Origin of the sequence: Paenibacillus sp. GCM10012306, from assembly GCF_042649265.1 — a bacterium.
GTDB lineage: Bacteria > Bacillota > Bacilli > Paenibacillales > Paenibacillaceae > Paenibacillus_AQ.
Genome location: NZ_JBHRYW010000008.1, coordinates 309,237 through 322,687, shown reverse-complemented (window position 1 = coordinate 322,687; position 13,451 = coordinate 309,237). Strand labels below are relative to the sequence as shown.

The 13,451-nt window shown below is 47.8% G+C and carries 12 protein-coding genes; 5 read left to right on the top strand and 7 right to left on the bottom strand.

From position 1 onward, the window contains the following. Positions 1 to 33: 33 nt before the first annotated feature. Positions 34 to 483, bottom strand: coding sequence for a hypothetical protein (locus tag ACFORK_RS19125; RefSeq protein ID WP_379201836.1), 450 nt, complete (start codon positions 481 to 483; stop codon positions 34 to 36). A 270-nt stretch (positions 484 to 753) separates the two neighbouring features. On the opposite strand from ACFORK_RS19125, the gene fsa reads away from it, so the two are divergent. Beyond that, positions 754 to 1,401 (top strand): fructose-6-phosphate aldolase, encoded by a 648-nt coding sequence (gene fsa / locus ACFORK_RS19120; protein ID WP_379201834.1) that lies wholly within the window; start codon positions 754 to 756, stop codon positions 1,399 to 1,401. Positions 1,402 to 1,547: 146 nt separating this feature from the next. Here fsa and bcbE read toward each other — a convergent pair whose 3' ends face one another. The 3 genes from bcbE to ACFORK_RS19105 all read right to left on the bottom strand — a co-directional run bounded on the left by bcbE (position 1,548) and on the right by ACFORK_RS19105 (position 7,270). After that, positions 1,548 to 2,828 carry a bacillibactin exporter BcbE gene (gene bcbE, locus ACFORK_RS19115; protein WP_379201899.1) on the bottom strand — a complete coding sequence of 427 codons (1,281 nt, stop codon included), beginning with the start codon at positions 2,826 to 2,828 and terminating at the stop codon, positions 1,548 to 1,550. Between the two features lie 174 nt (positions 2,829 to 3,002). Then, on the bottom strand, positions 3,003 to 5,351 hold the full coding sequence (gene helD, locus ACFORK_RS19110) for an RNA polymerase recycling motor HelD (protein ID WP_379201832.1): 2,349 nt from the start codon (positions 5,349 to 5,351) through the stop codon (positions 3,003 to 3,005). Positions 5,352 to 6,241: 890 nt separating this feature from the next. Then, positions 6,242 to 7,270: an FUSC family protein gene (locus ACFORK_RS19105; protein WP_379201830.1), complete on the bottom strand. Its 1,029-nt coding sequence runs from the start codon at positions 7,268 to 7,270 to the stop codon at positions 6,242 to 6,244. A gap of 632 nt (positions 7,271 to 7,902) precedes the next feature. Here ACFORK_RS19105 and ACFORK_RS19100 point away from each other — a divergent pair. Continuing rightward, positions 7,903 to 8,394, top strand: a complete 492-nt coding sequence (locus ACFORK_RS19100) for a hypothetical protein (RefSeq protein ID WP_379201828.1) — start codon at positions 7,903 to 7,905, stop codon at positions 8,392 to 8,394. A 51-nt stretch (positions 8,395 to 8,445) separates the two neighbouring features. Here ACFORK_RS19100 and ACFORK_RS19095 read toward each other — a convergent pair whose 3' ends face one another. Then, a complete protein-coding gene (locus tag ACFORK_RS19095) occupies positions 8,446 to 9,033 on the bottom strand; it encodes a phosphatase PAP2 family protein (RefSeq protein ID WP_379201825.1) in 588 nt (195 codons plus the stop codon). A 171-nt stretch (positions 9,034 to 9,204) separates the two neighbouring features. On the opposite strand from ACFORK_RS19095, the gene hfq reads away from it, so the two are divergent. Next, positions 9,205 to 9,426 (top strand): RNA chaperone Hfq, encoded by a 222-nt coding sequence (hfq, locus tag ACFORK_RS19090; protein ID WP_217492827.1) that lies wholly within the window; start codon positions 9,205 to 9,207, stop codon positions 9,424 to 9,426. A 117-nt stretch (positions 9,427 to 9,543) separates the two neighbouring features. Here hfq and ACFORK_RS19085 read toward each other — a convergent pair whose 3' ends face one another. Further along, the gene (locus ACFORK_RS19085) at positions 9,544 to 10,665 is read right to left on the bottom strand and encodes a lactonase family protein (protein ID WP_379201822.1); all 1,122 of its coding nucleotides are present in this window, start codon (positions 10,663 to 10,665) and stop codon (positions 9,544 to 9,546) included. Between the two features lie 218 nt (positions 10,666 to 10,883). Here ACFORK_RS19085 and ACFORK_RS19080 point away from each other — a divergent pair, with 218 nt between their 5' ends. Both ACFORK_RS19080 and ACFORK_RS19075 read left to right on the top strand, forming a co-directional pair. Next, the gene (locus ACFORK_RS19080) at positions 10,884 to 11,222 is read left to right on the top strand and encodes a LytTR family transcriptional regulator DNA-binding domain-containing protein (RefSeq protein ID WP_379201820.1); all 339 of its coding nucleotides are present in this window, start codon (positions 10,884 to 10,886) and stop codon (positions 11,220 to 11,222) included. A gap of 196 nt (positions 11,223 to 11,418) precedes the next feature. Next, positions 11,419 to 12,576: a peptidylprolyl isomerase gene (locus tag ACFORK_RS19075; RefSeq protein ID WP_379201818.1), complete on the top strand. Its 1,158-nt coding sequence runs from the start codon at positions 11,419 to 11,421 to the stop codon at positions 12,574 to 12,576. A 129-nt stretch (positions 12,577 to 12,705) separates the two neighbouring features. Here ACFORK_RS19075 and ACFORK_RS19070 read toward each other — a convergent pair whose 3' ends face one another. Then, positions 12,706 to 13,305 carry a nitroreductase family protein gene (locus tag ACFORK_RS19070; protein WP_379201816.1) on the bottom strand — a complete coding sequence of 200 codons (600 nt, stop codon included), beginning with the start codon at positions 13,303 to 13,305 and terminating at the stop codon, positions 12,706 to 12,708. Positions 13,306 to 13,451: the final 146 nt, after the last annotated feature.

The window sequence follows — 13,451 nt, the reverse complement described above, 5'->3', positions numbered from 1 at the left end:
CACCTGTATGCTATCTTAACGCTGATTTGCAAGCTAGGTTGCTCCTTTTACCGCCTGCTCCAAATTCAGGATCAGCTCCTGCTCAAGGTCACTGACTCCCTCTTCCATAAAGGCAACATATTCGATCGGCTGCCCCTGACTAGCCAACTGCCTGATCCTGTTCAGCATATAACCCTCTGCATCCGGCAATAGCATTTCTCCTTGCCCTGAATCATCCCTGCATAATGTAATCCAGACATATTCCTGCTCCTCAGTCACTGATGCGGAGGATTTCAGAGGAAACCTCAAGCTGAATAATGCTCCTCCCCCAGAGTTCCCCATCTGGGCCGGTGCAGCTTGGCTAAACACAGAATAACGCCGGGACGGTGTATGCACTGCTGCTCCGTTCACCTTGCGTCCGGCAATCAGCCGGCTGTTCTGATAAGCAAGCCATCCCGAAGCCAGCAGCAACAGAAGTGCAGCAGCCAATACCGCCAGGATCATCCATCCTCACCGTCCATCCCTGAATAACAACACTGCCTTTATCTTATCACGGCAGCAAGAGAGACGGGAATGGGGATTTTACAAACATATGATTTTGTAAGCCTCTCCTGCTGTATGTCTTACCTTTCAGTGAACCATAATAACAGAGACTACGGGAGAAATCCTATAAAGTCATTTTAAAATATTCAAAATAACAGTTGAAACTTTTCCGGTCATGTTTCATAATAAAACATGAAAGCGGCTAGCCAAAATCAAGGGAGGATATCAGCAATGAAATTTTTCTTGGACACAGGGAATATTGAAGAGATCAAACGTATCACCCGCCTCGGTTTGGTGGATGGCGTAACAACAAATCCTTCACTGATCGCCAAAGAAGGCCGACTGTTCAAAGACGTTATCAAAGAAATCGTCGAGATCGTACCAGGGCCTGTCAGCGCTGAGGTAATCGGCCTGAAGGCAGACGAAATGCTGAAGGAAGCTTATGAAATCGCTGAGTGGGCACCGAACGTTGTAATCAAGCTGCCTATGACCGAGGATGGTCTGGAAGCTTGTTATGAGCTCACGAAAAAAGGCATTAAAACCAATGTGACGCTCATCTTCTCCGCTGCCCAAGGACTGATGGCCGCTAAAGCCGGCGCCACCTACATCAGCCCATTCGTAGGACGTCTGGATGATATCGGCGTGGACGGATTGAAGCTGATCCGAGATCTCAAGACTATCCTGACCAACTACGGCCTGACTTCCGAAATTATCGCAGCCAGCATCCGTAACATTGCCCATGTGGAGCAAGCCGCCTTGGCAGGTGCGCATATCGCTACAATTCCTGGTTCACTCCTGCCTTCTCTCTGGAAGCACCCGCTGACCGATAACGGTATCGAGCGTTTCTTAAAGGACTGGGAGACGGTCCCAAAAGCTTAAAATAGTTTCACTTGACGGTAAACATCAAGCCCTTGTCGGAATGTCCGGACAAGGGCTTTTTTAGTATCATTATTGATTAGCATTCTTTCATAGGGCGCACAGCTAAGAGAACTACGTGAGGCGTATCCCAGTCTCCTTCTCATAGCTTAACGTGCCCGTGCCCGCTGAGTCCTGATCGATAAAGACTTCGTTGTCTTCTTGACTTCATCCTGTCCACCATCTTCTTTACTTGGCGTTACGGCGAATAATGTCAGTAATCCCCCTACAGCGCCCAGCGCGGCCATGGTACCGAATAACACCCAGTGTCCCTGTGGCATCAGCAGCGAAACCACCGGCGGCCCCAGCGCCACCCCGATAAACCGCATACTGCTATATAGTGAGGTGATCGTCCCCCGGTTCTCCTTTTCGAAAGCCTCGGTAATCAAGGCATCCATGCAAGGCAGTACTACGCCGATGCCGATGCCGCTCACCGTCAGGAACCCTACCATCATGTATATCCCCTTGTTGAAGCCAGTAACAATCATGGCCCCCGTCAAGAGTACCATCCCGCTAAAACCCAGCCATTTCATCAAGGTCTTGTTCTGTCCAATGATCTTACCGCTGCCATAGGAAGCAAGACAAAGCATACCTAGCGGGATCGCCAGCACCAGCCCTTTCATTGCTCCATGCATTGAATGTTTGGACTCCAGGATCTCTGACAGATAGAAAAGCACCCCGAAGGTCGCGAACATACAAATACAGCCAATGGCAAATATCGCATAGAGCCATCGCCCTCTTGTCTGCAGAATCTGCTTGATCCCGGACAGAAACTTACGAAGGGTCGGCTTCTCCTCTGCGGCCTGTTGTTCCCGTTTGGGCGGCTTGACCAGAAACAGCACCAGCACAAATGAAAGCAGGCAGAGAAACGGAATCGCAATAAAGGGCGCGTACCACAGCAGTACTCCCAGATATGCGCCCAGGATCGGGCTAAGCACTTTCCCTAAAGTATTGGAGGTTTCGATCAACCCCAGACTTTTGCTGACCTCCTTCTCATCCTTGAACAAATCCCCCACGAACGGCAGCACGATTGGAAAAGCACCAGCCGCACCGATTCCCTGCAATAATCGCCCTGAAAGGATCACCCAATACGCACTCTGCCCTTTCATAAACCAGGCTGCGATCACACACACAACCCCGCCTACGGCAGCTATCATAAGACTTGGCAGTATCACAACTTTCCGTCCATAGCGGTCGGATAAGAAACCTGCAACTGGAATCATTAAAATCGCAATCAGACCATAAACCGTGATGATCATGCTGACCTGAAAAGAACTGATCTTCAGCGCACGTTCAATCTGCGGTAAAATTGGCAGCAGCATGGAGTTGCCTAGCGTCATTATCAGCGGAATGGAAGCCAGTGCAACCAGATCCCATTTTTTCTCCTTCATGGACTGACCACCTTTTATCTTAGTTGGCATTAGTCTTTATTGTGGTTTGTTCCTCTCCCTTTATACACTATGATCCAAATAAACAGCCATTTATAGACTGTAAAAAAAAGCAAAACCGCACTTCGCTGAGAGAAGGCGGTTTTTTAAGTGTTTTAACATTTGGATTCCGATATTTTACGGGGTACCAGCCGTGATCGCTTCTGTCTTCGATGTCGGCATGAAGCGGCTGGGACGTCCTAGACAATAAATATGCAGCAAATGCATCGCCCGGGTACAAGCCGTATAGAACAGCTTGCGTTCATTCTCCCGATTGTACTGCTGGTCCGATCCATCATAAATAATGACGGCATCGAATTCCACACCTTTTGCCAAGTAAGCCGGCAGCACCAGCGTACCCTTCTGGAAGTTCGGTGTATCCTTCGTCACCAGTCTTACCGGCAGTCTGTCCTGAAGTGCAGCATGAACACGCTCGCACTCCTCAGCTGTTTTGCAGATAACTGCCACATAATGATATCCCTGAGCATGCAGCTGCAAAATATCCTGTTCCACCGCGCTCAGCAGCTCCACACCGGTTGACACCACTTGAATCTGCGGTTCTTCGCCCCGCCGGTTGAACGGCACGATCCGCTCTCCACCAGGAATCATCGACCTTGTGAACTCGACAATCTCATACGTCGAGCGGTAGCTGCGCGTCAACGAGATGACTTCCGTATTCTCTTCCCCATAAATGCTCACGAGATTGCCCAGCTCACCAAGCACCTCACCTTGGGCATAAATCGCCTGGTTGAGATCACCAAGCACCGTCATTTTCGCCCGCGGGAATAGTCGCCGCAAAAATTCCAGCTGGAACGGTGAATAATCCTGCACTTCATCAACAATCACATGCCGAATCAAGGTATTGGTCCGGAAGCCCTGACTCAGCTCCTTCAGATAAAGGAATGGCGTGGCATCCTCATAATAAAGATGATTCTCTGCAAGCGCAGATAAGGTTTGACGACTAATCTCGTCCCACTCAGCAGGCAGCGGGCTATCGTTCAAGCTTTCCATCAACTCACGGTCGCTAAACAGCTTGCTGTACAGGGCTTTAACATCCACAAAGCGCCCGCGCTTGATCCAGCCGCGAAGTGGCTTCAGCCGCTGACTGACCACATAGCGGGCAAGGACCTCTTTTTCCGTGTCAAAATCGTCAAAGCTGTTCTCTGTCGCCCGCTTCTTGCGCCGCATCATCTGGTAAGCCCGGTGATAATCGCTGGAATCCAGCAGCTCAATCTGATTTTCTACCCATTCCGAGTTTCGTTCCTCGTGGCTGTACGCCGCCAGTTTCTTGAGCAGCCATCCAATCATTAGCTCCACGCGATTGGCCAGTGTAATCGCTGAATCGTAGCTGTAGAACTGAGCCGCCATCTCTTCCTTGGTGACCACGATGCGCCCCATGAATACGACCGGCTTGAACTGAATCCCCTTCTGCTCCAGCATGGAGGCATAACGGCGAATAGCATTCAGGAAGTCTACCGAGGACTTATACTGAATACCTTCCCTGCGGATACGAGCTTCAGGGCCATCGGGTGCGTTCAGCAGACTCTCCGTCTGGCTAAAGACATCCTCCAGTTGAAACTCTTGGGCTAATCGATGTGCCAAATACATCTGGAACGTGGTTTGCTGCATGTTCTCCTCGCCCAGCTCAGGCAGGACGGTGGAGACGTAGCTGTTGAAAAGCGGGTTGGGCGAGAACAATAGCATTTGGTCAGCCTGTAGTACCGCTCTGTATTTGTAGAGCAAGTAAGCCACCCGTTGAAGCGCTGCCGATGTCTTACCGCTGCCGGCCGCTCCCTGAACCACCAGCATGCGGCTTTTATCATTACGGATGATGGCATTTTGCTCCTTCTGGATCGTAGCGACAATACTCTTCATCTTGTCATCCGCACTGTGGCTGAGCACTTGCTGCAGCAGTTCATCCCCAATGGTCATCCCAGTATCAAACATAACCTCAATAGTCCCGTTATCAATTACAAACTGGCGTTTCAGCTCCATATTACCCGAAATGATCCCGCCCGGGGTATCATAGGAAGTTGGTCCTGGTGCTCCGTCATAGTAAAGACTTGAGATCGGGGCGCGCCAGTCATAGATCAGGAAATGGCCGTCATCTTCCATAAGTGATCCAATACCTAGATAAATCTGCTCTGCTGCACCGCTTGGCGCCTCTGAGAAATCTATACGACCAAAGTAAGGGGAGACCACCAGCTTTTTATATTTTTTTAGAGCTTTGCTGGACTGCAGATGATGGCGTTCCCGTTCGTTAAGAATCTGCGCTTGCTGTCGCAAGCTGGTTGAGGTCTCACCCAAATCATCGGGACTGCTGAAGTTGACGGTTACCTCTTCCCAGAATTCTTTACGCATATCCACCACATCGGTCCGGTGCAATCCCAGCTCCTCAGATAACTGCCGAATATGCCCCGACAAAATCTGAGTTACCTGGGTTACCCGCTCCTGTTCTTCTTTCCATTCTTCTTGCTGGTTTTCCACTTCATTTCATCCCCTTTTGAAGGTTGACATTTCAAATTCTTCATGGTAAAATCATATTGAATAATTGTGTTTTTCCACAAATTCTTCTCATCTGGCGTTTTTATATTGTATCAATTCCATCTTGTTTTTTCAAGTTGAATAGTAACTTTATTCTCTTACAGAGTAACATTATAGAATATGTATATCGTCAATCCAGTCCCTTGGGACTGGATTTTTTGTTGAATGCACTCAATTCGGAAGATAGCAGAAAGCGGTTGTCCCAGAAGTGAACGGTTCCCTTCATAAAGAAAGATATAACCATAAAACCTGCTACGATCAGGAGAGCTATATCATACCAATTCAAAAATTTTCTGCCATAGAGCAAGCCCAGTTCAAACCCATACCTGAAGCTCAGGAGCTGGGACTGTAGCTAAAGCGCAGTAACGATAAACAAAATGGGACATCGCATCGCTGCGCTCATGTCACTCTGTAAAATCCATCATTAGATTTATGGATCTAGCTCGAAGCCAGTACTTACTCCTAATTCCGTATGGTAACGGACCCTAGAGACCGTATTTCCTAACCACCGACCGTTCCAGAAAATAGCGGACTCCAGAGACGTTATGAGCAGAAATCCTGTGTGAAATCCACGGTTTGGGAGGAAATAGCGTCCCCTGAGTCCGTTACATGTTCTAGAAGCTGCTTCATGGGCAAATAACGACGATAGGGTCCGTTAGCCCTCAGGCATGAGCTTCAATCTGCTGAAGCAATTGTTTTTGGCAAGCACTGATGATGAAGGGGATGTCCCAAAAGCTATGAAATAGCTGTTTAGGACACCCCCTTGGTGTTGAATAAACTGTATGTTTTAGCTTGGCTGGAAGCTCCGCGAACGAAAAATTTCCCCGGAAAAGCTATTCCTTCTCCTCCGACATCCGGTGGATCTGATCCGCTACTTTATCAAGACGCTCCAGTTGATATCCGTAATCGTAGATAGCTCCGGCCACGACAGAAAGACGCAGTTGACCGAACTTCTCGCTGTTGTACCCCTCGATGGCCGCCTCCAGGAACTTGTCGTTCTCTTCCACAAGCGTCTTGCATTCGGTAGCTCCTGGCTTCAGCTTGTCTTCGAATTTCAACAGAATATGCTCATGATATTTGATTAGCAGCTCCAGATGATGGTCAAACAACCGATCCGTCTCCTCTGTACGCTCCGCCTGAAAATAATGACGATCCACCGCCTCCAGTACCGCGTATCCCTTCAGTAGTGAAGCCAGCAGGTTCTTGTAAACGACCATTTGCCTGGTCTGGCTGTACTTGGCCCGCCTGAGCTGCTTCTGCTCCTCTTCGAACAGGCTGTATTTGTCCGACAGTGATTTGATCGAGCTTTCCAGTGCATGCTTCTCATCACGGAACACACTTTCCTTCATCTCATGCGACACACAAGTCCTTAACAATAGCGACAGACTCGCGAAGACACTCTCAATCTGCTGGATATACTGCTTGCGAGGCTTCGGTGGAAATACAGTTATATTAATTAAGAAGGCCGAGATGATCCCCGTCAGCGTAAGCAAAAAACGGGTTAGGGCGAATTCCCATTGCCCCGATGCTTCCATAACGGAAATTACAGTAACTAGCGTCAGGCCAATGGTGTCGGCCCGTTTCATTTTCATACTAATCATTATGACCAGAATACATACAAGTCCTACCGCAATCGGTTCATTCGACAGCAGCATACCGCCCAGCAAGGCCAGCACCGCCCCCATTGTACTCGTCTGAATCTGGTCCAGGAAATAGCGCCAAGATCGGTAAATGGAAGGCTGCATGGCGAAAATAGCAGCGATCGCCGCGCCGACTGGAGATGAAAATTGCAGCAGCACAGACAGATACAAGGACAGGGTAACTGCCATCCCTGTTTTAAGAATGCGGGCTCCAAAAGCCAAATCCATCCCTCCTTCATTTTGACAATCATAAGATCTGAACGTGAAGCTCGGTCGTCACTCCGTTGAATGTTTGGACTTCCGGTCGCTCTTGTCCCCAGATTTCTTCTTATAACCGCTTCTAAATCAGTTGAACTTAATATCCTAACGTAAGGCTCGGTCGTCACTACGGTGGAATGTTTGGACTTCCGGTCGCTGTTGTCGCCAGATTTCTTCTTTTATAAACCGCTTTTAGCGGTTGAAATCTGACGACAGCTTAGGCTTACGGTGCGAGCTTTCCTGCGGAAAGCTTTCAGGCAAGCGCTTCGCTCCTACAGTTCCAAACTTCCCCCTTCGCTCCTTCTCGCTTTTCGTTACTTTCTTTTGTTCATCTTATATAGCGGTTGAAATCCGGTGACAAATGCGATCGCTACGCTCTTGCTGTTCCAAACTTTCCCCTTTGTTCCTTCTCACTTTTCGTTACTTTCTTATGTTCGTCTCTTATACTTCATTCTCATTATAGTACAAACATCATTATCCCTGGAGCAAGCTGACGAAATTTAGACTCTTTTAAGCCTCTATTCAGGATCATTTCAGCTTTTGGGGGATACTAGTTCAAGAGCCTGACAATTTAAAAATCTACAAGAGGTGATTCCATGAACAAATCTGTCTCAAAAATAGCAGTGTGCGCAGCTGCACTACTGTTCACTGCAGCCTCCACACTGACGCTTCCAAGCAGCGTCCAAGCAGAGAATGCTACACCATCCCATGCCCCACAAATTCACCGTGAACCTCATCACCACCAAAGCAAGGACGGGAAATTCCGCACAGGCGGCGGCCATTTCATCATTACCGAAACAGCAAAGCTGCTGGAGATGGACCGGTCAGAGCTTGTCAAGAATCTGAAGTCGGGTAAGACACTATATGCTCTCGCTCAGGAAAAAAAGGGCTGGAACGAAGCGCAATATGTGCAAAAGCTAAGTGAAGCCGCCAGCCAGAGGCTATACAAAGCTCTTGCGGAGGGCCGGATCACCGATACCGAAGCCCAGAAGCTAAAAGTCGGCTTGCCGGCTATTCTCAAACAGCGAATCGGGCAGGCCGGACAATATCAGGACCGTTCGGTTGATCCTCACCGCAACAACATCTAACAATATCTACAGGCGGGTACCCTGTTCTCGGGGTCTCCCGCCTGTTGTCTGTCAAGCTGCAATTGTGCGCTTTCTTCTGGAACGATAGGATTCAAACCACCCGATAGACAACATCAGCCAAGCCCCGCTTGCTGCATAACCGCCAATGACATCACTGGGATAATGTACTCCGAGATAAATGCGGCTCCATCCAATACCGCCCGTCATCAATACGGCAAGAATAACCAGTATAGCCCGTTCTCGGCGTCTATTCAAGTGCCTCCACAGCAAATAGGCAATTACACCATACAAAGAGAATGCTGCCATAGAGTGTCCGCTTGGAAAGCTGTACCCTACTTCCTGAATAATTCGGTGGATGTTGGGTCGTTCTCTGTGAAACCATTGCTTCATTAACGAGTTAAGCAGCTGCGAGCCCAGGCCAACCCATATGAACAAAAGCAGCTCCATCCGATGCTTGAGCAGGAAATAGAGCAGAATTATAGTCAATACAGATATGCCAATTGCAAGTTTGGAGGAACCCACCAGAGACAGCATTTTAGCCAGCGCTGTTAATGTTGGTGATTCCACAGACTGCACGGCATGAATGATAGGATTGTCAAAATAAGAGACATCACCGAGTGTCACCCATGCGGCGATCAACCCGAAAACTAGTGCAAACCATATAAAAAAACGATACCCTCTGGGCCATTGTTGGTAATTCAGTGTGAATCCCCCTCTGTACATGAAGCAGCAAACCACATTTCCTTGGAGGTCTTCCCGTGGTATACTTGCTAGAGAAATTGAATCTAAAGAAGATGGAGTGCTGCCAAAGTGGAAAGTCTAAAACTGCAGGAACGTTTGTTGAACCAGGTGATCTCAACAAAAGTGCCGGTAACGATTTTTACAACTAACGGGGTCAAAATGCAGGGTCTTGTTACCGCATATGACGCCTACACCATTTCCTTGCAAGGCCAGGGTGATGGAAGGCAGAATATCCTCTTCAAATCGGCGATCTCCACCATTGTTCCGCTCAAGCCTGTCTCTCTTAAATAAGGTCTCCATTAAAAGTAATCTCCATCCAATGTTTCACCTTTTCAATTCAAAGGGAACACCGGTATTGTCCGGTGTTCCCTTTGTTTTTCCCTGGGATGTGAAGGGTTCAATCAAGTATTACACCCCAGCCGTCTGAGATGGAAGAAAGGCTGGCTTCACACAGACGGGCTTGGACAACTCCGCTGTGTTCCCTGTGAAGGACAACTTGCCACTGCCACTATCCACGGAGAAAACAACAAGATTGCTCGCGTCCCGGTTAGCAACAATCAGATATGCGCCGTTCGGGGTCAACGTGAAATGGCGAGGATGACCGCCTTGCGTAGAGACATGCTCTACCAGTGTCAGACCAGCTGTTGCAGCATCAACCGCAAATACTACGAGGCTATCGTGTCCACGGTTAGAACCGTACAAATAACGGCCATCCGGCGTCAGGGCGATTTCCGCGCAAGTGTTCTCTTCCGTGAAATCTGCGGGCAGCGTAGGGACTGTAACAGCCGCCTGCAGCGTGCCTGTTTCACTGTCGTATGTAAATGAAGTAATGGTAGAATCCACTTCGTTAATCACATAAGCGGATTTACCGTCTGGATGAAAGGCCAGATGACGTGGACCCGATCCAGGATGAAGCACGGTATCGCCTTGCGCTTCCAGAGTCTTCTTATCACGGTTGATGACATAGGTACGGATAAGATCAAGTCCGAGATCCGATACGAACAAGAACCGGCCATCGGGACTGAAAATAGCCGAATGCGGGTGTGGACGGTCCTGACGCTCCGGATGGGCGCCATGTCCGCTATGTACGGCTGTGTCCGTCAAGGCAACCGGAAGGCCTTGAGCATCCAGTGATACCAGTCCAACAGTTCCTCCATGGTAACTGCACACCACTAAGAATTCGTTCTGCGGCTCACGGCTAATATGGCAGGTTGTCGCCTGTTTCCCACCTGCTGCTGGCATAGTGGCGATGACGCCCAAACGAGTTAGCTCACCGGTCTGTGGATCAATCGCGAAAGTCACGATCTCCCCTTCTTTACTGCCTTTTCCGTCCGGCTGCTCGCCGATAGCGTAGAGCCGTGACCTTACCGGGTCTACATTGACAAACGTTGGGTTTGTGATACCTTGAGCCGCATCCAGCAGTTTAATAGTACCTCCAGCCCCGCCGTCAAACTCAAACACCTGAACACCGTTCTCCTCTGCACTGGCATAGGCACCTGTATACAATAAAAGTCTGTTATGTTCACTCATTTCATGTTCCTCCTCCATAGTAGTTCTCTTTAAGGCTTTTGCCCGCTGATGAACAAGCAGCTATCCTTATTAATTTACAGTTTTTCAGCGTCTATGACAAATACAACGTTAAAAATGTCGTAAATTATTTTAAAAATAAGGCTTTTCACCGGTTGTTTGTTATGATATAATGAAAGCGCTAACATCTATTTTTTAATCCTTATAAAGGGGGAACATGAATGAGTAGCATCCTGCTGGAAGCCAGAAACGTATATGAGGACTTCGAGGTGGAGACGGACATTCTGTTCTTTAAGGTCGGAGACCATGATTTGGTCATCTTTCACGGCAGAAACTACAACATTAAAAAAAGAATGACTGCCGAGCAACTTAAACGCTTGTTATCCAATCCGAATTATTACCAGGTCTATGGAGGCTGTTACGTCAATCTTAACAAGATTAGCTCCATCACTGATGATTGTATCTACTTCGGAGAAATGGGTGCATACGCCAAAAATGTCCGTGTACCTAGACGTAAACAGGAAAGCATTCGCCATTTGCTCAACAAACGGCGCGCTTAGGGAGACAACGAACCCTCTTTTCCCAAAAAGCCGGAAGCTCATGATCCCATGAGTCTTCCGGCTTTTTTCCGTATCTTAATGAAAACTTAAAAAGAAATTGTGCATTTTTATACTTTCTTAAGGTTTGGAAGCACGATTTCTGGTAAAGTTGTAGAAAGACAGGCATCACCTATATTGAAGGGAGTCATTAATTCTAATGGACAAAAAAGATTTGAATGAAAATGAACACCTGGAAAACAACGGTAAGGCGGAAGAACTGGATTCTCCCGAAGCTGTAAACGAGACAGTTATCGAGGGCAGCACCCCTTCTGAGACCGTTCAAGAGGACAAGCTTGCTGAACCGGTCATACTGGAAAATGAAGAAAGCGTTCCCGTGATGAACAAAATCGGCGAGACTGTTCCGCCAGCACCTGCAGCCCCTAAAAACGGAAAAGGCTGGATGATCGCCTCTATCGTATTGGCTGCCGCGCTCATTATTGTTCTGATCAAGCCCCCCTTCCAAAAGGGAGACGACAATACAGCAGTAGCAACGGTTAACGGTGAGAATATTACAAAGTCCCAGCTTTACGACAAGATGGTAGAAGCCGGCGGGCCATCTACTCTGCAATCCCTGATCACCACAACATTGGTCTCACAGGAAGCCAAGAAAGCCAATATCACTGTAACCGATGCTGACATTGCTGAAGAACTTTCAGACCTGAAGGCCCAATTCGGGGGCGAAGAAGCTTTCAATAGCGCGTTGGCCCAAAGCGGAATGACTCTGGATGATCTTAAGAAGCAAATGCCGCTCCAGGTAGAGCTGCGGAAAATCCTTGAGCCACAAGTGAAGATTACGGACGATGAAATTAAGAAATACTATGATGAAAATAAAGCGCACTTCGATACTGAAGAAGAAGTACGTGCCTCCCATATTCTGGTGAAAACCAAAGAAGAAGCGGATGAAGTCCTCAAAGAGTTGAAGGATGGCAAAGACTTTGCCACAGTTGCCAAGGAAAAGTCCACGGACACTGGCTCCAAGGATAACGGTGGAGATCTGAACTTCTTCAAACGCGGCGACATGGTGCCTGAGTTCTCTGATGTAGCATTTAAGCTGAAAGTCGGGGAAACGAGCGGTGCGGTGAAATCCCAATACGGATATCACATCATCAAGGTAACCGACCGCAAGGAAGCCAAGAAATATACACTGGACGAGAAAAAGGATGAGATTCGCAAAACTCTCACTTCCCAGAAGATCTCTGAACTGTCCTCTACATGGTTGAAGGATATCACAGAGAAAGCTAAAATCACCAACACATTGACTGATGCCAAGAAGGACGCTACTCCGGAAGCAACAGAAGCACCTGCGAAGCAGTAAAAATAACTGTGGGCACGTTTCTACATCGTGTCTGCACTTACAAGAAGCCTCCATCCCCTAGTATTGGGAATGGAGGCTTTTTGTTGTTAATCTTATGGACAAGAATTAGCGATTGCAACCGCCTTATTCTTATTTAACAAATTTCACGCGTTCTTCAATCGGTTGGAATTCTTTTGCTCCTGGTTCAGCTACTTTCTTGCCGAACGGCAATTGAGCAATCAACTTCCATTCTTGCGGAATGCCCCATTCTTTCTTCACTTCATCATCGATCAGCGGGTTGTAGTGCTGCAAGGATGCACCCAAACCTTCTTCCGCCAATGCAGTCCATACTACGAATTGCAGAATACCGGAAGATTGGTTAGACCAAAGCGGGAAGTTATCAGCATAGGTTGCAAATTTTTCTTGAAGTTGTTTAATAACGTTTTGATCTTCAAAGAACAACACGGAGCCGTAACCGGCTTTGAAAGCACCCAGTCTTTGTGCAGTCGCTTCGAACTGATCAGCCGGAACGATTTTGCGAAGAGCATCTTCCGCAATATTCCAAAGTTTATCATGATTTTCACCGAGCAGAACTACAGCTCTAGCGCTTTGGGAGTTGAAAGAAGATGGGCTATGTAGTACAGCCTCTTCAACAATTTCCTTGATTCTCTCGTCGGAAATCGGGGATTCTTTGCTGATGGCATATACGGAACGTCTACCTTTAACGGCTTCAAAAAAGTTCTTAGACATAAAATAACTACCTCCATTAATTTTAGTTGCTTACTTTTTTACATCATAGCACTTTTTTTCGAGGTTTGCAACAGTAATACTCTACTTTTTTTGTCGGATATGAATGCTTTTCATTGCTTATTTTCGCTGTACCCGCACTTTATTAT

Coding starts and splice junctions, on each gene's coding strand:
- ACFORK_RS19125 (WP_379201836.1), bottom strand. CDS start 483: ATGATCCTGGCGGTATTGGCTGCTGCACTTCTGTTGCTGCTGGCTTCG.
- fsa (WP_379201834.1), top strand. CDS start 754: ATGAAATTTTTCTTGGACACAGGGAATATTGAAGAGATCAAACGTATC.
- bcbE (WP_379201899.1), bottom strand. CDS start 2,828: ATGAAGGAGAAAAAATGGGATCTGGTTGCACTGGCTTCCATTCCGCTG.
- ACFORK_RS19100 (WP_379201828.1), top strand. CDS start 7,903: ATGAACAAATCTGTCTCAAAAATAGCAGTGTGCGCAGCTGCACTACTG.
- ACFORK_RS19085 (WP_379201822.1), bottom strand. CDS start 10,665: ATGAGTGAACATAACAGACTTTTATTGTATACAGGTGCCTATGCCAGT.
- ACFORK_RS19080 (WP_379201820.1), top strand. CDS start 10,884: ATGAGTAGCATCCTGCTGGAAGCCAGAAACGTATATGAGGACTTCGAG.
- ACFORK_RS19075 (WP_379201818.1), top strand. CDS start 11,419: ATGGACAAAAAAGATTTGAATGAAAATGAACACCTGGAAAACAACGGT.
- ACFORK_RS19070 (WP_379201816.1), bottom strand. CDS start 13,305: ATGTCTAAGAACTTTTTTGAAGCCGTTAAAGGTAGACGTTCCGTATAT.